Consider the following 25,598-nt stretch of genomic DNA (forward strand, 5'->3'; position numbering starts at 1 on the left):
CTCGGGGTGTCAAAAAACAAATGCATGTTCAAATCCGGTCCAGCGTTTTGTCGAGCCAGGCAAAGAAGCCGCGCGCACCTTCGGTGTTCTCAGCCAAAGGAATCATCGGCGCGGCGCTGGCCAGCGATGTGCGGGCGCGTGGCGGCAGATATTTGTTGGTCGGCCGCGTCGCCTGCTCCGGCATCAGGTCAAAACCGCCCCGTTCCGCCACCATCACCGACACGTCGGACGTGGGATCACCGAGATCGCCGTAATGGCGGGCATTGGCCGGGCATGTGCGCACGCAGGACGGCACCCGGTCCTCCTGCTGCAGGGTTTCATTGTAGATCCGGTCGACGCACAGCGTGCATTTCTTCATCACCCCGGCCGCCAGGTCCATTTCGCGTGCCCCATAGGCGCAGGACCAGGCACACAGACCACAACCGATGCACTTGTCCTCGTCGACAAGCACAATGCCATCTTCGGCACGCTTGTACGATGCACCGGTCGGACAGACGGTCACACAAGGCGCGTCTTCGCAGTGCAGGCAGGATTTCGGAAAATGCACTACCCGCGCATCGCCCGCCTCGCCGATCACCTGCCCGCCGTCCGGCACCACCTCAAAACTGTGAATGCGGTTAAGAAAGGTGCCGGAAACATCGTCGCCGTAGGGATGCTGGTCCGACAGCGCGTTGCCATAGGCGCCGGTGTTCCACTCCTTGCAGCTGATGACGCAGGCATGGCAGCCGACGCATACATCGAGATCAATGACGAGGCCGAGCTTCTTGGCACTGCGGGTTTGCGGCAGGCTGGTCATGCCGTCCACTCCTGTCCGTAGCGTAATTGATCCACCGGTTCCGGCTGGCTGCCGGGCCGGTGCAGCGTCGGGAAATGCGGCTCGCTCACCGCCTCACCCGCCTCCGCTTTCTCGATCTGCACGCGCAAGTCGTACCAGGCCGCCTGCCCGGTGATCGGATCGGAATTCGACCAGCGCATGCCATCGGCTTTCGGCGGCAGCAGTTCATGGATGAGATGGTTGAGCAGAAAACCCTTGGTCGCCTCCGGGGCATGCTTGTCGAGCGCCCAGGCGCCGCTGCGCTTGCCGATGGCATTCCAGGTCCACATGGTCCTGCCGTTCACCGCCTCGGTGCGCGCGATCTCGCATTTGATGCGGCCGTGATGCGACGTCACCCAGACCCAGTCACCATCCTTCAGCCCCAGCGCGTCGCAAATGCCGCCGGGCACATAGAGCGGGTTCTTGGTGTGGATCTGCCGCAGCCACGCATTCTGCGATCCCCAGGAATGATACATCGCCATGGGGCGCTGCGTGATCGCATGGTAGGGGAAAGCCTCGGTATCGACGCCCTGTTCCTCGAACGGCCGGTACCACAGGGGCAGCGGATCGAAACATTCGAGCAGCCGCTGCCGGTATTGTTCCGGCGCAACCGGCTGGCGGGTGCCCAGCGCCGACAGGCGGAATTTTTGCAGCGTCTCCACATAGAGCTGGATCGTCACCGGCTGCGGCGTATCGAAAAAGCCGGTATCGATGGCGAACTGCTGGTAGGCGGCATTGTGGTGCTTGAAATACAGCGCCTCTTCCGGGATGTGCTTCATCCAGAAGGCGCCATTGCCGATGTAGTTTTTCAGCTGGTCCGGGTTCGGCGTTCCGCGCCCCTCGCCCGCCCCATCCGCATCGCGCCAGCCGGACAGCGGACCGATGCCCGGCTTGCGCTGGTGATTGACGATGTAATCGGCATAATCCTTGTAGAGCGCACCGCCCTGTTCATCGACGAAACCCGGCAATTTCAGCCGTGCACCGAGATCGATCAACACCGACTGGAAGCCGCGCACATTGCGGTCCGGCTCCAGCACAGGCCAGCGGATGGCATCACAGGCGGCTTCCGGCTCGGAAATGGGCCGGTCGAGCAGCGAGATGCAATCATGCCGCTCAAGATAGGTCGTATCGGGCAGCACCAGATCGGCATAGGCGACCATCTCCGAGGAATAGGCATCGGAATAGATGATTTTTGGAATCTTGTATTCGCCGGTCGCTTCGTCGCGCGCTTCCAGCATTTTGATGGTGCCGCGCGTGTTCATCGACGAATTCCACGCCATGTTCGCCATGTAGAGGAACAGCACCTCCACCGGATAGGGATCGCCCACATGGGCATTGGCGATCACCATATGCATCATGCCGTGCGCCGACAGCGGCGCTTCCCACGAAAACGCCTTGTCGATGCGCTGCGGCTTGCCATCCGCATCGACCAGCAGGTCTTCCGGCCCAAGCGGATAGCCGAGATGCGGCCCGGCCAGCGGCTTGCCCGGCGTCACGTGCTCCGCCCGGCCGTGCGGGCGCGGGTGCGCTGTGGCCGGTTTCGGATAGGGTGGCTTGTAGCGATAGCCGCCGGGGCAATCGATGGAGCCGATGATGGTCTGCAGCACGTGCAATGCCCGCGCCGATTGAAAACCGTTGGAATGGGCCGAGATACCGCGCATGGCATGAAAAGTCACCGGGCGGCCGATCATCACATCGTGCTGCTCGCCCTTCATGTCGGTCCATGGCTGGTTGAGGATGATCTCCTCCTCGAACGCCACCCGCGCGATTTCCGCAGCCAGCCCTTTGATGGTCGCTGCCGATATGCCGGTTTCAGCAGCGACGGCATCGGGCGCGTATTGCGGATCAAGGTACTTTTCCGCCATCAACCGTAGGACACTGCGCACTTTGCGGCCGTCATCCGTGGTGAAATCGGCGTTGAGATCGGCAACATGGCCCGGCTCGTCAAAACGCACCAGCGCACCCGTTTTGCGGTCACGCACCAGCGCCTTGCCGAGATCGTCACGCAGGAACAGGCCGTGATCCTCCTTGCCCTCGTCGTCAATCACCAGCCACGGCGCATTGGTGTAGCGCTGGAGATAATCGAGATCGATCTGGCCGTTGCGGAACAGTTCGTGAATGATGGCGAGGATCAGCAGCCCGTCCGTACCGGGGCGGATGCCGATCCAGTTGTCGGCCACCGCGGAATAGCCCGTGCGCACCGGATTGACCGAAACGAACCGCGCGCCGTTCTGCTTCAGCTTGGAAATACCCATCTTGATCGGGTTGGAATCATGATCCTCGGCGACCCCGAACAGCACGAACAGTTTCGTCTTGTCCCAGTCCGGCGCCCCGAATTCCCAGAATGCGCCGCCGATCGTGTAGATGCCCGCCGCCGCCATGTTGACGGAACAGAAGCCGCCATGGGCGGCGTAGTTGGGCGTGCCGAAATTCTGCGCCCAGAAACTGGTCAGGGCCTGCGACTGGTCGCGGCCGGTGAAGAAGGCCAACTTCTGCGGCGCGGTCTCACGCACCGGCTGCAGCCAGTCGACGGCAAGCGACAGCGCCTCCTCCCAGCTGATTTCCTTGAATTCGCCCGAGCCGCGCGGGCCGGTGCGCAGCAGCGGCGCCCGCAGCCGCGCCGGCGAATAATGCTGCATGATTCCGGCCGAACCCTTGGCGCACAGCACCCCCTTGTTGATCGGGTGATCGCGGTTGCCTTCGATGTAGCGGACCTTGCCGTCCTTCAGATGCACGTTGATGCCGCAGCGGCAGGCGCACATGTAGCAGGTTGTCTTGGCGATCGTATCCCCCACCGGCGCCGACAGGGCAATGTACGGTTCGGTTTGCATGGGGTGATTGCCTCGCTTGTCACAGAATCCCTGTTTTATAAGAACAATTCCAATCCACCAAACACACAAGCGACATTGCACAGAGAAATCGCCGCGATGCTACTGCCAAGAAGTTGCCTCTTGCCAAATCAGGACATGGCCTGATTTGATATACCAATGGATGAAAAACTCTCCCATGCCATTGAAAAACGCCGTGACGATCTTGTCGCGCTGACCCGTGATCTCATACGCTTTCCCACGGTCAATCCGCCGGGTGAAGCCTATACGCCCTGCGCCGAATTTATCGCGCAACGGTTGAAGAAGAGCGGTTTCGAGACCCAGCTGATTCGCGGTGAAGGCACGCCCGGCGACACGGACCGCTATCCGCGCACCAATATCGTCGCGCGTTTCGATGGCCGGACGCATGGCCAGACCGTACATTTCAATTCGCATATCGACGTGGTCGACGCGGGCGAAGGCTGGACGGTCGACCCGTTCGAGGGCGTGGTAAAAGACGGGAAAGTCTACGGGCGCGGCGCCTGCGACATGAAGGGCGGGCTTGCCGCTTCGATCATCGCCGCCGAAGCCTTTCTTGAAGTCTATCCCGACTTTGCCGGTTCCATCGAGATTTCGGGCACGGTGGACGAGGAATCCGGCGGTTTCGGCGGCGTCGCCTATCTCGCCAGCAAGGGCTTTTTCTCAAAACCGCGCGTCGACCACGTCATCATTCCCGAACCGCTGAACAAGGACCGCATCTGCCTCGGCCATCGCGGCGTCTGGTGGGCCGAGATCGAGACCAAGGGCGAGATTGCCCATGGCTCCATGCCGTTTCTCGGCGATTGCGCCGTGCGCCACATGGGCGCGGTGCTCGACGCCTTCGAAAAGGAACTGTTTCCGGCGCTCGACAAGAAGCAGACCCGCATGCCCGTGGTGCCGGAAGGCGCCAAGCGCTCCACCATGAACATCAATTCCATTCATGGCGGCCAGACCGATGACTATTCCGGCCTGCCCTCGCCCAACGTGCCGGATTCCTGCCGCCTGACCATCGACCGGCGTTTCCTGCTTGAAGAAGACATCACCGAGGTCAAGCGCGAGGTGACGTCGATCCTCGACCGGCTGCAATGGGAGCGGCCGAAATTCCATTACAACATCCGCGACATCATGGAGGTGCAGCCATTGATGACAGAGCGTGATGCACCTGTGGTCACCGCCGTTGCACAGGGCATCCGCGACGTCTTCGGCAAGGAACCGGAATATGTCATTTCGCCGGGCACCTATGACCAGAAGCACATCGCCCGCATCGGCCTGCTGCATGACTGCATCGCCTACGGGCCGGGTATTCTCGACCTCGCCCACCGGCCCGACGAATATGTGGGCATCGAGGACATGGTCGAGTCGGCAAAGGTCATGGCGCTCGGCCTGAAAGTTCTGCTGTCCGGCTCAATCTAGGCATGGTTCTCAAAACAAAAATGTGCTGATCTGCACGGGGTTTACGGCAAAGTCCTTGGGAGACGTTGAATGAACAAATTCTGGAAGTCGGCCCTTGCGGCCAGCGCGCTTGTCCTGCTTTCCGCCACCGCATCCCTTGCTGCCAAAACCGACCTCGTGCTGGGCGTCGTCTTGGAACCGCCGCACCTCGATCCGACTGCCGGTGCAGCCACGGCGATCGGTGAAGTGGTCTACGCCAATGTGTTCGAGGGGCTGACACGCATCAATGCCAAGGGCGAGGTTCTGCCAGCCCTTGCCGAGAGCTGGACTGTGTCGGACGACGGCAAGATCTATACCTTCAAGCTGCACAAGGACGTGAAATTCCACGATGGCACGGCCTTCGACGCGCAGGATGTCAAATTCTCGCTCGACCGGGCGCGCGACGAAAAATCCGTCAACCCGCAAAAGCCGCTGTTCGCGGCCATCGATACGGTGGAGGTCGTCGGTCCGCTGACCGTCAAGGTCACGCTCAATCAGCCCAATGGCGATTTCCTCTACAATATGGGTTGGGCCGCCGCAGTCATCGTCGCGCCGGAAAGCGCCGACACCAACAAGGAAAAGCCCGTCGGCACCGGGCCTTTCAAGTTCGATACCTGGGCGAAGGGCTCGCAGATCGTCATTTCGAAAAACCCAGCCTACTGGGGCACACCCGTTGCCTTGGACAAAGCGACATTCCGCATCATCCCCGATCCGGCCGCCGCAACGGCAGCGCTGCTTGCCGGCGACGTGCAGGCGTTCCCTGTGTTCCCGAGTTATGAGGCCGTGCCGCAGTTCCAGGCCGATCCGCGCTTCAAGGTGGTCATCGGCACCACGGAGGGCGAGACCGTCCTTGGCATGAACAACCAGAAGCCGCCCTTCGACAATCTCAAGGTCAGGCAGGCGATCGGCCACGCCATCGATCGCAAGACCCTGATCGACGGCGCCATGTTCGGCCTGGGAACGCCCATCGGCTCGTTTTTCCCGCCGCACCACCCCGCCTATATCGACCTGACCGCCGAGTCCGCCTACGATCCGGCACTGTCGAAGAAACTGCTGGCGGAGGCCGGTCATCCCAACGGTTTCAAGACCACGCTGAAACTGCCGCCTCCCGTCTATGCCCGCCGCGGCGGCGAGATCATTGCCGCGGAATTGCGTGAAATCGGCATCGAAGCGGAAATCATTCCGGTGGAATGGGCGCAGTGGCTCGAACAGGTGTTCAAAGGCAGGGATTACGACATGACCATCGTGTCGCACACCGAGCCGAACGACCTCAACATCTTCGCCCGCGACAATTACTATTTCAACTACACCAGCCCGGCCTTCCGTGAGGTGATCAAGCAGATCGAGGCGACCTCCGATAAGGCCAAGCGCACCGAACTCTACCAGCAGGCGCAGAAAATTCTGGCTGCCGACGCCCCGGTCGCCTTTCTCTTCCAGCTGCCGAAAACCGGCATCTGGGATGCCAAGGTCGAGGGACTGTGGGAAAACGGACCCATACCGGCCAATGACCTGACGGCAGTGAAATGGGCGGAATGATAGGTTGATGTATCTGGGTTCTTTCACCCCCCTCTGGGCTGCCGCCCATCTCCCCCACAAGGGGGGAGATCAGCCTACATTGCCGTCTTTGCAAAATCTGAAACGGCTCCTGTTGTGCGAAAGCGTTCATGTCGATGTGATCTCCCCCCTTGTGGGGGAGATGTCCGACAGGACAGAGGGGGGTGAGTATCCCCGTCGCCCATGCTGAACTACGTGTCGAAGCGGATCCTGATCGGCATCCTGACGCTTCTGGCCGCTTCCGTCGTCGTGTTCATCGTGCTGGAGGTCGTGCCCGGGGATCCGGCGCGGCTGATGCTCGGCATGAACGCCACCGAGGAAGCCGTGCGGGCCCTGCAGCAGCAGATGGGGCTCGATCAGCCCCTGCTCGTCCGTTATGCCAGCTGGATCGGCGGGCTCCTCGTCGGCGATTTCGGCAAATCCTACACCTATTCGGTTCCCGTCCTGAACCTCATCACCGAACGCATTGCCGTTTCTCTGCCGCTGGCCCTGATTTCGCTGTTTCTGTCGACAATCATCGCCATTCCTGTCGGCCTGTTTTCCGCGTCGCGGCGCGGCACGATGGCCGACAGCGGCACGATGGCGATTGCGCAGGTCGGCGTTGCCATTCCCAATTTCTGGTTCGCGCTGCTGCTGGTCTATGTCTTCGCCGTCAGCCTGCGCCTCGTTCCGGCGGGTGGCTTTCCCGGCTGGAATGCCGGTATCTGGGCCGGGTTCAAATCGCTGATTCTGCCCTCCATCGCGCTTGGCCTGCCGCAGGCCGCCATCCTTGCCCGCGTCACCCGCTCGGCTCTGCTCGACGTGCTTGGCGAGGACTATATCCGCACGGCGCGGGCCAAGGGCCTCACCCGCCGCAAGGTGCTGTACCGGCACGCCCTGCGCAACGCCCTGATTCCGGTCCTGACCATTCTCGGCCTGCAGTTCGCCTTTCTGCTGGCGGGTACGATCATCATCGAGAATGTCTTCTACCTGCCTGGCCTCGGCCGTCTGGTGTTCCAGGCGATCACCCAGCGCGATCTCATCGTGGTCCAGGGCGTCGTCATGCTGCTGGTCGCCACGGTCATCCTCGTCAATCTTCTGGTCGATCTCTCCTATGCGCTGGTCGATCCGCGCCTGCGGGGCCGCTCATGAGCGCGCCCACGGAATGGCAGGCCAATATCTCGAAGGCCTTTTCCAACCGGTCCTTCGTCATCGGCCTGACGATCACGGTCCTGCTGGCATTGATGGCGGCGCTGTCCTTCGTCTGGACACCCTATGCCGTCGGCTCCTTCGACATTCTCGGCAAGCTGAAACCGTCGTCCTCGGCCCATTGGCTCGGCACGGACCATTTCGGCCGCGATATCCTGTCGATGATCATGGTCGGCAGCCGCAATTCCATCGCCGTGGCCTTTGTCTCCGTCGTCATCGGCGCCGGCATCGGTGTGCCGCTCGGCCTGTGGGCGGCAGCAAGGGGCGGCATGATCGATGAAGCCCTGATGCGCTTCAACGATCTCGTCTTCGCCTTTCCGGCCCTGCTTTCCGCCGTCATGATTACCGCCGTGTTCGGCCCCGGCGCGATCAACGCCATCATCGCCATCGGCATTTTCAACATTCCGGTCTTCGCCCGCGTCGCCCGCGGCGCGGCGCTGTCGCTGTGGCCGCGTGAATATATTCTGGCCGCCCGCGCAGCGGGCAAGAGCAGCCTGCTGATCACCATCGAGCACATCCTGCCCAACATGATGAACATTCTTGTGGTGCAGGGCACCATCCAGTTCTCCCTCGGCATTCTGGCGGAAGCGGGCCTGTCCTATGTCGGCCTCGGCTCGCAGCCGCCGATGCCGAGCTGGGGGCGGATGCTGTTCGAGGCGCAGACCATGATCGGTCTGGCGCCGCACATGGCGCTTTATCCCGGCCTTGCCATCGTCATCACCGTGCTCGGGCTCAATCTTCTCGGCGATGGCCTGCGCGATGTTCTCGACCCGAAAATGCGGCGGGAGCGGTCATGAACCTGCTTGAAATCAGCAAACTGACCCTGCGCATCGGCGCGTTCGAGGCGCTGAAAGGCATCGACCTTTCAGTGAGGACAGGCGAAATCCGCGCGCTTGTCGGCGAATCCGGTTCGGGCAAATCCATGACGGCGCTGAGCATCATGAAGCTGCTTCCGGGCGGTGCGCGCACCGGCGGGCAAATCAACTTCGGCGGCAGGGATCTGCTCACAGCCAGCGAAGCGGAGATGTGCCGCCTGCGCGGCAATGAGATCGGCATGGTGTTTCAGGAGCCGATGACCGCCCTCAACCCGGTCAAGACAATCGGCGAACAGGTGGCCGAAGGCATCAGGCTGCACACCGGCGCAACCCGCGCCGTCGCCGAGGAGCAGACGCACGCCATACTCGACCGGGTCGGCCTGCCCTCGACAACATTTCCCCTCAGCCGCTATCCGCATGAACTGTCCGGCGGCCAGCGCCAGCGCGTGGTGATCGCCATTGCCTGTGCGCTCAAACCGCGCCTGCTGATTGCCGACGAACCCACCACCGCGCTCGATGTCGTCCTGCAGGCGCAGATTCTCGACCTCCTGCAAAGCCTCGTTGACGAGGAACGGATGGGCCTGCTGCTGATCAGCCACGACCTCGCAGTGGTCGCGGGCATGGCTCATTCGATCACCGTGCTGCGGCATGGCGAGGTCATGGACACCGGCGAAACCACGCAGATCCTGAGCGAGCAGACGCATCCCTATACGCGCCAGCTGGCACAGGCCTCCATGCATGTACCGGAGCGCACCGCGCATCACCCGACCCAGGCAACCCCGGATGGCCCATTGCTGGCGATCCGCAACCTCACGCGCACCTATCCGGGCCGCCGCAAGGGATTGTTCGGCCGCGATCCGGATTTCCGGGCGGTGGACGACGTCACTTTCGATATCAAGCCGGGGCAGTCCACGGCCCTTGTCGGGCGGTCCGGCTGCGGCAAGTCCACCCTCGCCCGCATGGTTCTGGCGCTTGTCCGGCCGACTGACGGCCAGATTCATTTCGCCGGGCGGCGCATCGACAAGCTGGCGCCGGACGATCTGCGCCCGGTGCGGCGCAACATGCAGGTGGTGTTTCAGGACCCCTACGGTTCCTTCAATCCGCGCCACAAGGCCGAGCGTCTGATCGCGGAGCCGCTTTATCTGCTCGACCGCGAACTGTCCGACGGCGAGCGGCGCGACCGGGTGCACCGTGCACTGGAGCGGGTCGGCATCCCGCGCGCCGACAAGGACAAATATCCGCACGAGTTTTCCGGCGGCCAGCGCCAGCGGCTCGCCATTGCCCGCGCCATCATCACCGAGCCGAAACTTATTGTCGCCGACGAGCCGGTGTCCGCCCTCGACGTGTCGATCCGCGCGCAGATTCTCGATCTCTTCGCCGACCTCAACGACCGGCTGGGCATCGCCTACCTGTTCATCACCCACGATCTCGCCGTGGCGCGGGCCATCACCGATACGGTCATGGTGATGTCCGAGGGCAAGATCGTCGAGCGCGGCAAGACGGAGGAAATCCTGCGCCAGCCGCTGTCGGAGGCCGGCCGGGCACTGGTCCGCGCCTCACCCGACCTGCACAAGGCTCTCGCCCGCCGGATCACCGAACAGGGCTAAAACAGCCCAAGAAAGAACAACACCAGCAGCACGCCCATGAAAAGCGCGGTTGCAACGCTGTAGACGCGCAGCGCCGCATCGATGTGCGCGGCACCGGCATCGCGATGGCCTGATCCGTTGAGCATCGGCTCGTTGGCAACCACGCCGCCATAGATGCGCGGTCCGGCAAGCGCGACATCGATGGCCCCGGCCATGGCCGCCTCGGGCCAACCGGCATTGGGCGAGCGATGCAGCCGCGCATCGCGCATCATCACGTCGAACGAACGGGCTGCGGCTTTTCCGCCATGCACGATCCACGCGGCCGCAGCGATCAGCAATCCGGTCAGGCGCGCCGGGATCCAGTTGGCGACATCATCCAGCTTGGCGGCGAACCGGCCAAAGTCGCGATGGCGGTCATTGAGATGACCGATCATCGAATCCGCCGTGTTCAGCATCTTGTAGGCGAGAAGCCCCGGCAGGCCGAGCAGCGCAAACCAGAAGGCCGGGGCAATGATCCCGTCTGACGTGTTTTCGGCAAGGCTTTCAATCGCAGCGCGCGTGATGGCCGCCTCGTCGAGCACCTGCGGATCGCGCCCGACAATCATCGACACGGCACGGCGCGCACCCACCAGCCCGTCATTGCGCAGCGCATCGGCAACCCGTGCGACGTGCTCGCCCAGGCTTTTCTGTGCCAGGAAAACCGCGACGATCAGGGCTTCGATCAGCCCGCCGAACGGCGGAATCATCGTCAGCGCCCAATGGATCAGCACGCCGATACCAGCGGCGGCAAGCAGGAGGACGAGCATGGCGAGAAAACCGTTGCGGCGCTTTTCCTCCTCGGTATGCCCGGCCCTGTTGAAACGCTTGTCGATGAAGGCGATGGCCTTGCCGAACAGCACGACGGGATGCGGCACCCGCTGCCACAGCCAGTCGGGATCGCCGACATAACGGTCCGCCAGGAGGGCAAGAAACAGAATCAAAAGGTTGATTTCCATAGATGATTCGATCCCGTTGATTCAAAATCTCAGCTTCGCACAGCGTCCATTGCTATAATGGCACGCTGCCGGAATGTCTCTGCGTCATTCTCATCCAGTGGCAGGCCAAAGCGCAACCACTGCGGTGCATAGGCGAATTTGCGCACCAGCACGTGCTGCGCGCACAAGGCCTCGAACAGGGCATGGGCGCGCCCGTGCTCGACCAGCGCAAACAGATCGGTACCCGCGATTTCCTTCAGGCCGATACCGGAAAAAACCGTGACGAGGACCTCGCGCCGCCGGGTCAGCCGGGCGCTGAAAGCGGCAAGCGCTGACGTGTCGGTAAAGGCGTGCCGGGCAATCGCCAGCGCCGGACCGGAGACGGCCCACGGCCCCATGCGCTCCGTCAGCTTCGCCGCAAACGCCGGGCTGGTCAGGGCAAAACCCAGCCGCAGACCGGCTAGCCCGAAGAACTTGCCGAAGGATTTGAGCACGATCAGGCCATCGCGCCCGCACTGCGCGGCAATGCTTGTTTCGGGATGCGGATCGGCAAAGGCTTCATCGACGATCAGGAAACCGCCCCGTACCTGCAATGTCCCGGCAAGCGCAATCAGCGTGTCCTTCGCAACGATGCGGCCGTCCGGATTGTTGGGATTGACGATCACCACCACTTTGGCGGAGTGCGGAATGCCGGAGACATCGCTGCACGGCGTTACTTTCCAGCCTGTGCGCTCGAACGAGGACTGGTGCTCCTGATAGGTCGGACCGACGATCGCCACCTCGCCGCGATCCGTCAGATCCGGCATGATCTGGATCAGCGCCTGCGTGCCCGGCGCAGCGGCAATGCCTGCGCCCGCCGAGGCGCCGTAGTAAACACGGGCTGCCTCGAGCGCCGCTGCCAGCAGGTTTTCATCGGGCAGACGGTTCCACACGTCCGGATGAATGGATGGCAGCGGAAAGGCCTCCGGGTTGATGCCGGTGGACAGGTCAATCCAGTCTTCACGCCGCCCGCCAAACCGGCTTATGGCGCGATCAAGCGCGCCGCCATGCTCAATCTGCATCATCCGGCCATATCGATCATATGCATGTAGGAACCCGATACCGAGCCGACCCGCAGGCCCGCCTCGCCGAGATCTTCGCCCAGCGCATCGCGGACGCGAAACAGCCGCGCGGCGTCCCCTTCGCGCACAATGCTGGCATAGTGGAATTCATGCGCGGTGAAGGGAAAGGGAAACGGCGAAGCCGCCAGCGGCTCGATCCGGCGGTAGCCCAGATGCATCCGGCGCTCGGCAAAGCTGGTCTGCAGCGGCAGCAGGCCGAGCATGCCATGGGCTTTCCCGGCGGCATCCTCGATGCTTTCACCCAGCACCATGTAGCCGCCGCATTCCCCGTAGATCGGGATGCCGCGCTGCGCCGCCTGGCGGATACCGGCGGTAAAATTGGCAGCCGCCGCCAGCTGTTCCGCATAAAGTTCGGGATAGCCGCCGGGCAGATAGACCGCATCGCTGTCCGCTGCCGGGGCTTCGTCGTTCAGCGGCGAAAAGAAACTGATCTGCGCACCGCGGCGGCGCCAGCCATCGAGCAGATGCAGGTAGGAAAAGGCAAAGGCATTGTCGCGCGCCACTGCAATGTGCTGGCCGAGCGGCGGCACGCGCGCAATATTGGCCATGGAGGCGACGGGCCCCAGACGCCCGGCGATCTGCTGCAGCGCGGCAAGATCGATCTGCCTCCCCATGACCTCGCCCGCATGGGCCATGAACGCATCGAGCGCGCAATGCTCCCCCGCCTGCACCAGCCCGAGGTGACGCTCCGGCAGATGCAGCCTCGGGTCGCGCGCAATGACGCCGAGAACCGGAATGCCGACCGGCTGCAGCGCGGCGCGCAGCATGGCCTCGTGCCGTGCGCTGCCGACGCGGTTGAGCACGAGACCCGCGATCATCAGCGTGCGGCGGAAATCCCGGAAGCCGCTGACCACGGCGGCAATCGAATGCGACTGCTTTGCGCAGTCGAGCACCAGAATGACCGGCAGCGACAGGCGCACGGCGAGATCGGCCGCCGATCCCTTGCCGTCCAGCGCACCGTCGAAAAGCCCCATCATGCCCTCGACCACCAGCGTCTTGCCGCCTTCCGCATGACGCGATGCCAGCGCGCTGATCAGGTCGGGCCGCATGGCCCAGGGATCAAGATTGATGCAGGGCACACCGCTGGCCACGCTGTGATAGGCCGGATCGATATAGTCGGGGCCCGCCTTGGCCGGCGCGATTTTCACGCCGCTGTCGCGCAGCGCGCGCAGCAAACCCAGCGTTACCGTGGTCTTGCCGCTTCCCGAAGCCGGGGCGGCGATGACAAAGCCCTTCATCCCGCATCCTTTTCGCGGCGCGTTCCCAGCGGATCGACCTGCAGCACACGCCCGTCCAGTGCCCCCAGCCAGTCGAGCGCATTGCGCAGGCGCACCACTTCGCCGATGACAACGATGGCGGGCGGGCGCAGTCCCGCCTGTTCCACAGCGTTCTCGGCCTGCGCAAGGGTTGTTTCCAGCACTGTCTGCGCGCCCGTCGTGGCATTGCAGACAAAGGCCATGGGTTCGTCCTTCGCGCGGCCCGCCGCCATCAGCTTGGCGGCGATCACGCCGATATGCTTCATCGCCATGTATATGACGATGACGGACGAACCCTTGGCGATGCTCGCCCAGTCCATCGTATCGGGAATGAGACCCGTCGCGTCGTGGCCGGTCAGGAAGGTCACGCTCTGGTTGGTCTCGCGGTGGGTCACCGGAATGCCCGCATAGGCGAGCCCGCCGATACCGGCGGTGATTCCCGGCACGATGCGGAAGGGAATGCCATGCTCGACCAGCGTCAGCGCTTCCTCCCCGCCCCGGCCGAAGACGAAGGGATCACCGCCCTTCAGGCGCAGCACCCGCTTGCCGGCCTTGGCCAGTTCCACCAGACGCAATGAGATATCGCGCTGCTGCGGCGAAGGCTTGCCGCCGCGCTTTCCGGCATATTCGAGTTCCGCGTCCGCACGGGCAAAGGAAAGGCATTCCTCGTTGACCAGCGCGTCATAGACAATGGCATCGGCCTGTTCGAGCGCATTGACCGCATGCAGCGTCAAGAGCCCGGGATCACCCGGCCCGGCCCCGACAAGCCAGACATGACCCGTTTCGAACTTCGGCAATTTTGACGTCACTGCGCTCATCGCGCTCCCCGTATCTGTTGCATCGCGCATAGCATAATTTTCCGCATCGCAAGCATGAACTTATCGGAAAAATCATGCAACTCTATCCCAAGCTGGTCTATAAGACGCGCATGAGCGACGAACCCGATGCCGGATTGCGAAAACCAGACGATGCCAACCCTGCTCCCCTGCGCCGGGGCTGGACCACGGGTGCCTGTGCGACCGCCGCAACCAAGGCCGCGCTGATTGCCCTGATCACGGGTGAATTTCCCGATCCGGTCGCCATCATCCTGCCAAAGGGCGAGGTCCCGCATTTTCCGCTGGCGCTCGAATCAATCGGCGACGGCTATGCCATCGCCGGGATCGTCAAGGATGCCGGCGATGACCCTGACGTTACCCATGGCGCCACCATCATCTCCACGGTCCATCCCGCCGCGCCCGGCAGCGGTATCCGGTTTGTCGCAGGCGAAGGCGTTGGCACCGTCACCCTGCCGGGCCTGCCGATTCCGCCGGGTGAAGCGGCCATCAACCCCGTCCCGCGCGCCATGATGACCGCCATCTGCGAGGAAATCTGCGCCCAGTACGACCTGCCCGCCGATCTTGTCGTGACCATCTCCGTGCCGGAGGGCGAGGAACTGGCGAAGAAAACCTGGAACCCGCGCCTCGGCATCATCGGCGGCATTTCCATTCTCGGCACGACGGGCATCGTCCACCCCTTCTCCTGCGCGGCATGGATCCATTCGATCCATCGCGGCATCGACGTATCCCGCGCCGCAGGGCTTACCCATGTGCTGGCGGCAACCGGTTCGACCTCGGAGGATGCGGCGCAGGCGATCTACGATCTGCCAGATATCGCGCTGCTTGACATGGGCGATTTCGCCGGGGGGCTCCTCAAATATCTGCGGGTTCACCCCATCGACAGGCTGACCATCGCGGGCGGCTTCGCCAAGCTGACCAAGCTGGCACAGGGCGCGCTCGACCTGCACTCCGCCCGCAGCCAGGTCAGCATGGCATTTCTGGCCGACGAAGCGGAAAAGCTTGGTTTCGACAAGGATATGAGGGAGCGGATTCTGAATGCCAACACCGCGCAGGAAGTGCTTGAAATGACTCAAGGGTTTGGCATCGACTTGCCGAAGTCCATCGCCGAAAAAGCCAAGGCCGTGGCGCTCGCCACCCTCAGGGGTGCGCCTGTCGCGGTGGAAATAATCGTGACCGACCGCAAGGGGACAATCCTTGCCCGCCTCTGATCGTCCTGTGCTTATCCTCGGCGGCACGGCGGAAGCGGTCAAGCTTGCCGCCGCGCTTGTCGCCCTTGGCTATCGGACAATCTCATCGCTGGCAGGCCGCACCAGCAATCCCGGCAGGATCGACGGCGACGTGCGCACCGGCGGTTTTGGCGGCGCGGACGGCCTTGCCGCCTATATCCGCAGGGAAGGCATCGCCCTGCTCGTCGATGCGACCCACCCCTTCGCCACGCAGATATCGGACAATGCGCGCGCGGCGGCGGATGCCACGGGCGTTCCCTTCGTGCGGCTGGAACGGCCGGACTGGCAGCGCAAGCCCGGCGATGCCTGGACCAGCGTCACAAGCCTTGAAGAAGCGGTTTGCGCCATTCCCGCAAAGGCCCGGATATTGCTGGCGCTCGGCCGCCAGCACATCGCTCCCTTCTCCAGACGAAGCGACGTGTACTTCGTCGTGCGCATGATCGATCCGCCGGAAACGCCGCTCGACCTCCACGATTTCGAGCTGGAACTATCCAAGCCGGGCAAGAAGGATGAGGAAGCCGCGTTTCTCAGCCGCAAGCGCCTCACCCATATCGTCTGCCGCAACTCCGGCGGCGCCGCATCCTATGCCAAGATCGCCGCGGCGCGGGAGCTTGGCTTGCCCGTCATCATGATCGAGCGGCCGCACCGCCCCACCGGTCACACCCTGCCCGACACATCAGGCGTTCTGCGGTTTATTGAGGAAACGCTGGGCTAGCGGGAAAGGTGTTGGGCATGGCTCGTGGTGCGTGGTTCGACAAGCTCACCATGAGGGATGGAGTGGGCTGCAGGGAGCTATGTTCTGCAAAGTCTGCGATTCGCCTTGCAGGCAACCATCTCCCTCATGGTGAGCTTGTCGAACCACGCACCCACCAGAATGCCAACTATTCCGAGCGTGACCGCAAGGTGTGGCTGTGATCCTTGTGGTAAAGCGCGGAATCGCGGAACGCATCCGCCGACAGGCCCTTGCCGACAAAGATCATGGCCGAGCGCGTCAGGCCCGACTCCCGCACTTTTCCGGCAATATCCGCCAGCGTGCCGTGAATGAACTGTTCATCCGGCCAGCCGACGCGGTAGGCCACGATGACGGGGCAATCGGCGCCGTAGAGCGGCACAAGATCGGTCTCGATCCGCTGAAGGTTGCGGATGGAAAGGTGAATGACAAGCGTCGCGCCGGATTTGCCCAATGTCACGAGATCCTCGCCCTCCGGCATGGCCGAGGACTTCATCGAGGTGCGGGTGAGGATGATGGTCTGGCACACTTCGGGAACCGTCAGTTCCTTTTTCAACGCAGCGGCGGCGGCGGCAAAGGCCGGAACCCCCGGCGTCACGTCATAGTCGATGCCGAGCGCATCGAGCCGCCGCATCTGCTCGGCCACCGCGCCATAAATGGAGGGATCGCCGGAATGCACCCGCGCCACGTCCTTGCCTTCCGCATGCGCCCGCTCGAATTCGGCGATGATCTCGTCCAGCGTCAGTGACGAGGTATCGACAACGCGCGCGCCCTCCGGCACCTCGGCCACCATTTCCGGCGGCACCAGCGATCCCGCGTAGAGGCAGACCGGGCAGGACTGGATCAGTTTCAGGCCGCGCACGGTGATGAGATCGGGGGCGCCGGGGCCGGCGCCTATAAAATGAACCGTCATTGTCTATCTCTTTCTTGCCAATGCAGCCGTTGCATGGGCGGATTTTGTCTTACCGATCACCAGCGCGCCGTCCGGTCCCGCAGCGGCAAGCGCTGCCGCTTCCGCGACGCCGTGGTTGCCTGTCAGTTCGAAGACACGCCGGGACGGATTGGCAAGGCGGGGCGTTTCCCGTTCCAGGGTTGCCGCATCGAAGCACAGGAAAGGCAATTGCCAAAGCGCAGCAAGCGCAACCATCGCCGGTTCAGCCGCGCGCGCATCGAGGGAATGGATACCTGTGAGATCGCCGGGCTTTACCCCGCCCGCATGCAGCACCGACTCGGCAAGGCTGCGCAGTTCCGCCGGATCGCATCCCCGCTCGCATCCAAGGCCCAGCGTGTAACGGGCTGCGCTCTCCGGCTCTTTAACCATCAATGCTGCTTGTGAAGCTCTTCCGGCGTCACGCCCAAAAGATCGGCCGTGCGGCGGATGAGATTGGCTTCCTTCGGATCGAGATCGTCATCGGCATTGGCGATCGTCAGCAGGTGCCGCAGCAGCATGACCTTGCGCTCGAACGGCACATCGGCAAAAGCCAGCGCCGCCTGCTCGCTGGAGGTCTCGTAGCCGAAATCCTTCAGATAGTCGGCCACTTCGCCGAATTCTTCGGGAGCAATGCCGAAATCATTGGAGGCAATGCGCAGGATCGCCGCATATTCCGACTTTTCGGTCTTGCCGTCAGCCAGCGCCACATGCATCAGAAGCAGGAGCTCCGCCGTCAGGACCGGGTCATCGGCAACCTTCTGCACGGCACTCTTTGCGCCAAGAAATGCGGTGATGCGATCAAAGATGCTCTCGCTCATTGTACCCCCAAACTGTCTTCACGCGATAGATCGCAGCCCCGGCGGCTGAATTCAAGTGCGCAAACAACACACTAGAATGCGATTCGCACAAGCGGATCGGCTCAGCATTGAAATGTTCTCGCCAAAGCCGAAATTCCCTCTATGGTCCGGCGCATTCTCAAAGAGTCTCCCGCCATGCCCGCCTTCTTCGACAATGTTCCCGTACTTCTGATCCTTGCCGGCTTTGCCGCCGGTTTCATCGATTCCATTGCCGGAGGCGGCGGCCTGATCACCGTTCCGGCCCTGCTTCTGGCCGGCCTCTCGCCGGTGGAATCGCTGGGGACCAACAAGCTGCAATCGCTGTTCGGTTCCACCTCGGCAACCATAGCCTATGCCCAAAAGGGCCATGTGAACCTGAAGAAGCAGCTTCCATCGGCGTTCATGTCGTTCCTCGGTGCGGTGGCGGGTGCCCTCCTCGCCGGCTTTCTGCCCGGCGATCTCCTGCGCGCCTTCCTGCCCGTGCTGCTGATCGCCATCGCGCTGTATTTTGCCCTGAAGCCCAACATGGGCGATATCGACCGCGCCCACCGGATGACGCCGTTCCTGTTCGGCCTGGCCATCGTTCCCTTAATCGGATTTTACGACGGCGTGTTCGGACCGGGCGCCGGTTCGTTCTTCATGCTCAGTTTTGTCTCGCTGGCCGGTTACGGCCTGCTGAAGGCTACGGCTCACACGAAACTGCTCAACCTTGCCTCCAATCTCGGTGGCTTCGCCACCTTCGCCTTTCTCGGCGTCATCAACTGGAAGGTCGGCCTGTGCATGGGTGTCGCCCAGTTCATCGGCGCGCGGGTTGGTGCGGGGCTGGCGATGAAGAACGGCGCGAAAATCATCAAGCCGCTGCTGGTGATCGTCTGCCTGGCGCTGGCGACAAAGCTGCTTCTGGACCCGAACAATCCGATCCGCCTGTGGCTCGCCACGCTGTTTTAGCAGCGTGGCGTGAACATCGCCTCTAAAATTCGATGCCCTTCTGCGCCTTGATACCGGAACGGAAGGGATGCTTGATCATTTCCATCTCGGTGACGAGATCGGCAAACTCGATCAGTTCGTCCTTGGCATTGCGCCCGGTGATGATCACGTGCTTCATGTGCGGCTTCTGCTTGAGCACATCGATGATTTCCTCCACCGGCAGATAGTCGTAGCGCAGCGCGATGTTCAGCTCATCGCACAGGACAAGATCGGTTTCGTCATCGAGGATCATTGTCTTCGCCTGTTCCCAGGCATCCCGGGCCATGGCGATATCGCGGGCGCGGTCCTGCGTTTCCCACGTAAAGCCCTCACCCATGGCCGAGATGGTCACCTGCTCGGGAAACTTCTCCAGAACCCAGCGCTCGCCGGTATCCCATGATCCCTTGACGAACTGGATCACGCCGATCTTCATGCCGTGGCCGAGCGCCCGAAACACGACGCCGAAACCGGCCGTCGATTTGCCCTTGCCCTTGCCGGTATTGACGATGACCAGTCCCTTTTCATCGGTCTTGGTGGCAAGGATCTTGTCGCGCACGGCCTTCTTCTTGCGCATCTTGTCGGCGTGGCGCGCGTTGACTTCCTCTTCGGTCAGGTTCAACAGTTTCTGTGATTTTTCAGCCATTTGGCGTCTCCTTCCGAATCATTGTCTCAGGCGGCAAGCATGCCGAGTTCATAGCGCGCCGAGTTCGACCGCGGGGTCCAGAAGCCGCGCTGCACGGCCTCCTCCAGCTTTTCGGCGATATCCCGCAGCGCATGCGGGTTCTTGTCTTTCAGGAATGTCCGCACATCCTCGTCCATCAGGAACGCCTGATAGACCGCCTCGAAATGGTGCGTGCGCACGGCGCCCGTCGTGGCGGCGAAGGCGAAGAGATAGTCGACCGTTGCCGCCATCTCGAATGCACCCTTATAGCCATGGCGCATAACCCCGGCGATCCACTTCGGATTGGTCACGCGGCCGCGCACGGTTCGCCCGATTTCCTCTTCGAGCGTACGGATGACAGGCTTTTCAGGACGCGAATGATCATTGTGGTAGATGGCTGGACGCTCGCCCGACAATTGCTCGACCGCCGCCGACATCCCGCCCTCGAACTGATAGTAATCGTCGGAGTCGAGCAGGTCGTGCTCGCGGTTGTCCTGATTCTGCACCACGGCCTCAACGGTGCGCAGGCGCTCTTCGAGAAGACCGCGCTCCGCCTTGCCCTCTTCCCCCGCGCCATAGGCATAACCGCCCCAGACCAGCCATGCCTCGGCAAGGTCGTCGCGCTTGTCCCAGGCCTTTTCGTCAATCAGCGCCTGCAGGCCGGCACCATAGGCACCGGGCTTTGAACCGAACACGCGAAAGCCCGCCCGCTGCTTTGCCGTCTTCTCGTCGGCTCCCTCCGCCACAAGCCGCGCCTGTTCGCTGCGCATGCGCAGGGCAATGGGATTGTCTTCCGCGTCTTCGGGCAAGGCGCCGACCGCCCGCACCGCCGTGTCGAACAGTGCGATCTGGTCGGGGAAAGCATCGCGGAAAAAGCCGGAGATGCGCAGGGTCACGTCGACGCGCGGACGGCCAAGCACGGCAGGCGGAATGATCTCGTATCCCGTGACACGCCGCGAAGCCATGTCCCAGACCGGTTTGACCCCGATCAGGGCCAGCGCCTGCGCAATATCGTCGCCGCCGGTGCGCATGTTTGATGTACCCCAGGCGGTCAGCCCCAGCGATGTCGGCCACTCCCCATGATCCTGCGTATAGCGGCGGATCAACAGCTCAGCCGATTTCTGCCCAAGCTCCCATGCGGCGGGTGTCGGTACGGCGCGGCTGTCGACGGAAAAGAAATTGCGTCCGGTCGGCAGAACGTCCGGACGTCCGCGCGTCGGTGCGCCTGACGGCCCCGGCGCCACAAAGCGTCCGTTCAGCGCCGTCATGAGCCCGGTCATTTCGGCTGCGCCGCAGGCCATCACAGCCGGATGCAGGGTTGCGCGGATACCGTCCAGAACCGTTTGCGTCGCCTGCCAATCCCCGGGACAGGCGGTTTCACCGGCCACCAGCCTGGCGGCCAGCAACTCGATGCGCTCCACCGTATCACCGGCAATGCGCCAGGGATCGCTGGTGACAGCGTTCAGAATTATGGGCCGTTCCGCGCTCCAAGGTGCGGCCATATCGCAATCCAGCGGATCGAAACCGGCAAAGCCGAGATCAGCAGCGATGGCGCGCTGCAGGCTTTGATCGGCGCCAACACCCGAACCGCGCGGCACGCGCGCCAGCGCGACCACCAGATCGGTGAGCAGGCGCCCTTCCGGCGACAGGCCGAAAATATGCAACCCGTCGCGTATCTGCATCTCCTTGAGGTCGCAGAGATAGGCATCGAGCTTCTGCAGGGCGAGATCGTCGGGATCGTGATCGTGAATGCCCGCATCGCTGTCGAGACCGATATCGCGCACGAGATCAAGAATCTGCACCTTCAGCCGCACGAGGCGGCGCGGATCGACGCCGGACGCTTCGTAATATTCGTCGACCAGCGCTTCGAGGTCCTTCAGCGGCCCGTAGCTTTCGGCCCGGGTCAAAGGCGGTGTCAGGTGATCGATAATGACGGCGGCGGAGCGGCGTTTTGCCTGTGTACCCTCGCCCGGATCGTTGACGATGAACGGATAGATATGCGGCACCGGCCCCAGCACCGCCTCGGGGAAACAGGTTTCCGACAGCGCCAGCGCCTTGCCCGGCAGCCATTCGAGATTGCCGTGTTTGCCCACATGCACGATGGCATGTGCATCGTAGACACCGCGCAGATAGGCATAGAAGGCGAGATAGCCGTGCGGCGGCACCAGATCGGGTGAGTGATAGGTGTCCTTCGGATCGATATTGTAGCCGCGTGCCGGCTGGATGCCGACCAGCACCGCGCCGAACCGGCTGAGCGGCAGCGCAAAGCCGCGCGCCGCATCGAGGAAGAACGGATCGGCATCCGGCGCACCCCAGCGCGCCGTCACCTTCTCCTGAATCACCTGGGGAAGCGATTGAAAGAAGCTGTTGTATTGATTGAGCGAAATCGTCTCGCGGATGGCGCGCCCGTCGCTGGCCGCATTGGTCGGGCCCGCCATCAGATGGTTGATCAGCGCTTCGCCATCGGCGGGCATATCGGCGATATCGTATCCGGCATCACGCATGGATTTCAGCACCTGCCATGTACCGGCAGGAGTGTCGAGCCCGACGCCGTTGCCAAGCCGTCCGTCCCGGTTGGGATAGTTGGACATGACAAGCGCAACGCGGCGCTCATTCGGCTTGCTTGTGCGCAGGCGTGCCCAGTTCGCCGCGAGATCGGCGACGAAGGCGACACGGTCGGCCTGCGGTTCATGCATGACGATATTGGCCTGCACCGCCTCGTCGAAATGCTGCGCCGACTTGAATGAGACCGCACGCGACAAAACCCGGCCATCCACCTCGGGCAGGGCAACATTCATCGCCAGGTCGCGGGCGGAAAGCCCCTGATCGGACAGGCGCCACTGCTCGGCGCTGGAGCCGGAGAAGATGACCTGCAGCACCATCGCGCCATCATGTTCAAGCACGGTCGGCTTGCGCGCGGAACCGGGTGCAGACACGGCAAACCCCGTGGCATTCAACACCACGGCGGGCGGTGCTTCGGCAAAGATGCTCTCCAGCGTGGCGATGGAAACCGGATCCTTCAGGCTGGAGACAAACACCGGCAGCGGATTGAGCCCCTTGGCGCGCAACGCATCAAGCAAAGCCGCCACAGGCTGGGTCTGGCCGCTTTGCACCAGCGCCCGGTAGAAGCAGATGGCAATGACAGGCGCGCCATCCGTCCAGTCAAGCCGCATCGCGTCCAGCGAGGGTGCTGAATTGCCGGGCCACCACAACCCCGCCTTGAGCAGGGGCGCGGCCTCCTGCGGCTTCTCGCCGGAAAAAATCAGCGCCGCGCAATAATCGAGGAAACGCTGGGCATTCTGCGCCCCGCCCTCCAGCAGATAATGCCAGAGCGCATCGCGGTCGGGCCGGGCGACGGTTGAAAACCGGTCGAGCCCCGGATCGGGCTTGTCGTCTCCCGGCAACACCGCAAGCTGCACCTTGTGATTGATGGCGCAGGCATGCAGCGCTTCGAGGCCATAGGGCCAGTAGCTCTCGCCGCCGATCACCCGCACGACGATCAGCCTGGCATGCCGCGCTGTCCGCTCGACATAGGCATCGACGGACATCGGGTGCGACAGGCTCATCATATTGGCAAGGCGCAGCGAAACTGCACCATCGCCCTGCCGCCGTGCGGCGGCAAGGCTCGCCAGCTCCGTATCGGCGGCGGACAGGAACAGCACATCTCCCGGCGTCTGGCCGAGGTCGATGGCCTCGGTGCCTTCAGCGATGGTGCCTTTCTGGGCAAGCAGGAGATGCATTCAATATCCTATCGTCAGGCAGCGGCAGCGGCGGTGACCGCCGATGTGATGGCGTCATTGTCGATATCGTGCAGTCCGATGACGACGAGACGGGTCTGCCGTTCCTCGCCCGGATTCCACGCACGGTCGAAGTAATGCTCGATGCGCGTTCCGACGGCCTGCACCACCAGCCGCATCGGCTTGCCGGGAACATCGGCAAAGCCTTTGAGGCGCAGGATGTCGTGATCGGCAATCACGGCCTTCAGCTTCTCGACAAAGTTTTTGGGTTCGGCCACCGGACCAAGCCCGACAACAAAGCTCTCGAATTCGTCATGGTCGTGCTCTTCGCCCGCTTCATGCTCCATTTCATGGTGCGACTTGCGGTTGGCGATGTCCTCTTCAGTGCCGACGCCGAGACCGAGCAGCAGTTCATTGCTGAGCTTGCCGAAGCTGGCCGACACCATGTTGAGCGAACGCGACGAACGGCTCTGCACATCGCCGCGCACGCCGTCGAGCTGCTTGTCGCTGATCAGGTCGCTCTTGTTCAGGACGATCAGGTCGGCGGCGCGGATCTGGTCCTCGAACAGTTCTTCAAGCGGGCTGTCATGGTCGAGCGATTCATCCTGGATGCGCTGGGCATCCACCTTGTCGTGGTCATCGGCAAAGCGGCCTTCGGACACGGCGGAAGCGTCGATCACGGTGACGACACCGTCAACCGTCACCTGCGTCTTGATCTCCGGCCAGTTGAAGGCTGCAACCAGAGGCTGCGGCAGCGCGAGGCCCGAGGTCTCGATGACGATATGGTCCGGACGGTCCGGACGGTCGAGCAGCTTGGTCATGGTCGGGATGAAATCATCGGCCACGGTGCAGCAGATGCAGCCATTGTTCAACTCGATCACATCCTCGTCCCGGCAGGCTTCGATGCCGCAGCCCTTCAGCAGGCCGCCGTCGACGCCGAGATCGCCGAACTCGTTGATTATGAGCGCAATGCGCTTGCCATTGGCATTTTCGAGCAGATTGCGGATCATCGTGGTTTTGCCCGAACCGAGAAAACCGGTGATGACCGTCGCTGGAATCTTCTGACCCTGCATATTCCTATCCCTTCATGGTGAGCGGCAGCCCGGCTGCCACGAAATAGACTGTTGCCGCGGCCTGCGCCACGGCCTGATGGAGACGTCCGGCATGGTCGCGAAAATCGCGCGCCATGCGGTTCTCCGGTACAATGCCGAGACCCACTTCGTTCGAAACCAGAACGATCGAGCCTTGAAGTTTCGGCAGCGCTTGCATGAGCTGCCGTGTCTCGGCGGTGATATCGCGCTCGGCCATCATCAGATTGGTCAGCCAGAGCGTCAGGCAATCGACAAGGATCGCTTTGTCCGTGGCCGCAACCCCCTGCAGGGTGTCCACCAGATCGAGCGGCTCTTCGATGGTGTGCCAGGATGAACCGCGCTGCGCCTTGTGCAGGTCGATGCGGACAGACATTTCCTCGTCCCAGGACCTGCCGGTTGCGAGATAAACGGGCTCAAGGCCGGAAGCCATGATCAGGCCTTCGGCAAAGCTGGACTTGCCCGAGCGGGCACCGCCGAGAATGAAGGTCACGCCGTGATTCAGCTGGGGCATCGCCGTCACTGCAATCGCGATGATCCGTCAGGTACGATCAAGCGGAATGCGGGCGGGGAAACGAGCGCGTATACAATGCGAGCAGCCATAACAACCTCCGTGCTGGGCCTGAAGGGACACGACCCTTCGGTTCTTGGGCAGGATTACCCCGAGCGCTTCCTGGGAAACGCTCTATGACTGGCAGGTCTCCTGGCTCGCGGGTCACAGGATGAATGCTGCCTTCCCGGTTTCCCAGTGGCTGCCTTCTGCATATGCGTCAGGCTTTGCATTGATCCTCGCCGCTCTACAGTCGCGGGGTCGGCTGCGGTGGGGTCGCCCTTGAGGGTACAACCGTCGCATTCCCTTTTGATCCCTTGGCCTTTGGCCAATATGGGAACCAATCATGGCTGGGACGTTATTCACCCCCCACGGGAAATGTCAATGGAATCCGCACGGTTTGCTCAGGGAGTAGTGGGTGGTTCGACAAGCTCACCATGAGGGAGGTGGAG

21 protein-coding genes and 1 riboswitch are annotated in these 25,598 nt (G+C 62.7%); of the genes, 8 read left to right on the plus strand and 13 right to left on the minus strand.

Annotation, left to right across the window (positions count from 1 at the left end):
• Positions 1–28: 28 nt before the first annotated feature.
• A complete protein-coding gene (locus ACIQWS_RS11035; RefSeq protein WP_346305478.1) occupies positions 29–796 on the minus strand; it encodes a 4Fe-4S dicluster domain-containing protein in 768 nt (255 codons plus the stop codon).
• Positions 793–3,645 carry a molybdopterin oxidoreductase family protein gene (locus tag ACIQWS_RS11040; RefSeq protein WP_403176502.1) on the minus strand — a complete coding sequence of 951 codons (2,853 nt, stop codon included), beginning with the start codon at positions 3,643–3,645 and terminating at the stop codon, positions 793–795. Before ACIQWS_RS11040 ends, ACIQWS_RS11035 begins: the two co-directional genes overlap by 4 nt.
• Before the next feature lie 156 nt (positions 3,646–3,801).
• Between ACIQWS_RS11040 and ACIQWS_RS11045 the strand changes: the two genes are divergently transcribed.
• The 5 genes from ACIQWS_RS11045 to ACIQWS_RS11065 all read left to right on the plus strand — a co-directional run bounded on the left by ACIQWS_RS11045 (position 3,802) and on the right by ACIQWS_RS11065 (position 10,255).
• Entirely contained in the window at positions 3,802–5,073 is a 1,272-nt protein-coding gene (locus ACIQWS_RS11045; RefSeq protein ID WP_346305480.1) for an acetylornithine deacetylase/succinyl-diaminopimelate desuccinylase family protein, read from the plus strand.
• Positions 5,074–5,142: 69 nt separating this feature from the next.
• Positions 5,143–6,627 (plus strand): ABC transporter substrate-binding protein, encoded by a 1,485-nt coding sequence (locus tag ACIQWS_RS11050; protein ID WP_403176506.1) that lies wholly within the window; start codon positions 5,143–5,145, stop codon positions 6,625–6,627.
• A gap of 201 nt (positions 6,628–6,828) precedes the next feature.
• Positions 6,829–7,776, plus strand: a complete 948-nt coding sequence (locus ACIQWS_RS11055; RefSeq protein ID WP_403176510.1) for an ABC transporter permease — start codon at positions 6,829–6,831, stop codon at positions 7,774–7,776.
• Positions 7,773–8,630, plus strand: a complete 858-nt coding sequence (locus ACIQWS_RS11060) for an ABC transporter permease (RefSeq protein ID WP_403176515.1) — start codon at positions 7,773–7,775, stop codon at positions 8,628–8,630. The genes ACIQWS_RS11055 and ACIQWS_RS11060 overlap by 4 nt, the downstream gene beginning before the upstream one ends.
• Positions 8,627–10,255, plus strand: a complete 1,629-nt coding sequence (locus ACIQWS_RS11065) for an ABC transporter ATP-binding protein (protein ID WP_403176519.1) — start codon at positions 8,627–8,629, stop codon at positions 10,253–10,255. The genes ACIQWS_RS11060 and ACIQWS_RS11065 overlap by 4 nt, the downstream gene beginning before the upstream one ends.
• Here ACIQWS_RS11065 and cbiB read toward each other — a convergent pair.
• From cbiB to cobA, 4 genes are read right to left on the minus strand one after another with little or no spacing between them, the layout of a single operon-like run.
• On the minus strand, positions 10,252–11,229 hold the full coding sequence (gene cbiB / locus ACIQWS_RS11070) for an adenosylcobinamide-phosphate synthase CbiB (RefSeq protein WP_346305485.1): 978 nt from the start codon (positions 11,227–11,229) through the stop codon (positions 10,252–10,254). The genes ACIQWS_RS11065 and cbiB overlap by 4 nt on opposite strands.
• A gap of 29 nt (positions 11,230–11,258) precedes the next feature.
• Entirely contained in the window at positions 11,259–12,269 is a 1,011-nt protein-coding gene (gene cobD, locus ACIQWS_RS11075; protein ID WP_403177726.1) for a threonine-phosphate decarboxylase CobD, read from the minus strand.
• Positions 12,269–13,567 carry a cobyrinate a,c-diamide synthase gene (locus tag ACIQWS_RS11080; RefSeq protein ID WP_346305486.1) on the minus strand — a complete coding sequence of 433 codons (1,299 nt, stop codon included), beginning with the start codon at positions 13,565–13,567 and terminating at the stop codon, positions 12,269–12,271. The genes cobD and ACIQWS_RS11080 overlap by 1 nt, the downstream gene beginning before the upstream one ends.
• Positions 13,564–14,403 (minus strand): uroporphyrinogen-III C-methyltransferase, encoded by an 840-nt coding sequence (cobA, locus tag ACIQWS_RS11085; RefSeq protein WP_403177730.1) that lies wholly within the window; start codon positions 14,401–14,403, stop codon positions 13,564–13,566. The genes ACIQWS_RS11080 and cobA overlap by 4 nt, the downstream gene beginning before the upstream one ends.
• 110 nt (positions 14,404–14,513) lie before the next feature.
• Here cobA and ACIQWS_RS11090 point away from each other — a divergent pair, with 110 nt between their 5' ends.
• Both ACIQWS_RS11090 and ACIQWS_RS11095 read left to right on the plus strand, forming a co-directional pair.
• On the plus strand, positions 14,514–15,629 hold the full coding sequence (locus ACIQWS_RS11090; protein ID WP_346305498.1) for a cobalt-precorrin-5B (C(1))-methyltransferase: 1,116 nt from the start codon (positions 14,514–14,516) through the stop codon (positions 15,627–15,629).
• Positions 15,616–16,362 (plus strand): cobalt-precorrin-6A reductase, encoded by a 747-nt coding sequence (locus tag ACIQWS_RS11095; RefSeq protein ID WP_403176527.1) that lies wholly within the window; start codon positions 15,616–15,618, stop codon positions 16,360–16,362. The genes ACIQWS_RS11090 and ACIQWS_RS11095 overlap by 14 nt, the downstream gene beginning before the upstream one ends.
• A 166-nt stretch (positions 16,363–16,528) precedes the next feature.
• Here the strand turns inward: ACIQWS_RS11095 and cobM are convergent, their stop codons facing one another.
• Genes cobM through ACIQWS_RS11110 form a run of 3 tightly spaced genes read right to left on the minus strand, consistent with a single transcriptional unit; the run spans position 16,529 to position 18,126 of the window.
• Positions 16,529–17,290 (minus strand): precorrin-4 C(11)-methyltransferase, encoded by a 762-nt coding sequence (gene cobM / locus ACIQWS_RS11100; RefSeq protein WP_288194802.1) that lies wholly within the window; start codon positions 17,288–17,290, stop codon positions 16,529–16,531.
• A 3-nt stretch (positions 17,291–17,293) separates the two neighbouring features.
• Positions 17,294–17,698 (minus strand): cobalamin biosynthesis protein, encoded by a 405-nt coding sequence (locus ACIQWS_RS11105; protein ID WP_403176531.1) that lies wholly within the window; start codon positions 17,696–17,698, stop codon positions 17,294–17,296.
• On the minus strand, positions 17,698–18,126 hold the full coding sequence (locus ACIQWS_RS11110) for a TerB family tellurite resistance protein (protein WP_403176535.1): 429 nt from the start codon (positions 18,124–18,126) through the stop codon (positions 17,698–17,700). The genes ACIQWS_RS11105 and ACIQWS_RS11110 overlap by 1 nt, the downstream gene beginning before the upstream one ends.
• A gap of 174 nt (positions 18,127–18,300) precedes the next feature.
• Here ACIQWS_RS11110 and ACIQWS_RS11115 point away from each other — a divergent pair, with 174 nt between their 5' ends.
• Positions 18,301–19,092 (plus strand): TSUP family transporter, encoded by a 792-nt coding sequence (locus ACIQWS_RS11115; RefSeq protein ID WP_403176541.1) that lies wholly within the window; start codon positions 18,301–18,303, stop codon positions 19,090–19,092.
• Between the two features lie 22 nt (positions 19,093–19,114).
• Here ACIQWS_RS11115 and cobO read toward each other — a convergent pair whose 3' ends face one another.
• Genes cobO through cobU form a run of 4 tightly spaced genes read right to left on the minus strand, consistent with a single transcriptional unit; the run spans position 19,115 to position 25,110 of the window.
• Positions 19,115–19,753, minus strand: a complete 639-nt coding sequence (gene cobO, locus ACIQWS_RS11120) for a cob(I)yrinic acid a,c-diamide adenosyltransferase (protein ID WP_223612846.1) — start codon at positions 19,751–19,753, stop codon at positions 19,115–19,117.
• Positions 19,754–19,779: 26 nt separating this feature from the next.
• A complete protein-coding gene (gene cobN, locus ACIQWS_RS11125; RefSeq protein ID WP_403176547.1) occupies positions 19,780–23,511 on the minus strand; it encodes a cobaltochelatase subunit CobN in 3,732 nt (1,243 codons plus the stop codon).
• Between the two features lie 14 nt (positions 23,512–23,525).
• The gene (cobW, locus tag ACIQWS_RS11130; protein ID WP_403176550.1) at positions 23,526–24,581 is read right to left on the minus strand and encodes a cobalamin biosynthesis protein CobW; all 1,056 of its coding nucleotides are present in this window, start codon (positions 24,579–24,581) and stop codon (positions 23,526–23,528) included.
• Between the two features lie 4 nt (positions 24,582–24,585).
• Positions 24,586–25,110, minus strand: a complete 525-nt coding sequence (gene cobU / locus ACIQWS_RS11135; protein WP_403176556.1) for a bifunctional adenosylcobinamide kinase/adenosylcobinamide-phosphate guanylyltransferase — start codon at positions 25,108–25,110, stop codon at positions 24,586–24,588.
• A 161-nt stretch (positions 25,111–25,271) separates the two neighbouring features.
• A riboswitch (cobalamin riboswitch) is annotated at positions 25,272–25,506 on the minus strand.
• Positions 25,507–25,598: the final 92 nt, after the last annotated feature.

The sequence above is a fragment of the Phyllobacterium sp. NPDC097923 genome, from assembly GCF_044760925.1.
GTDB lineage: Bacteria > Pseudomonadota > Alphaproteobacteria > Rhizobiales > Rhizobiaceae > Phyllobacterium > Phyllobacterium calauticae.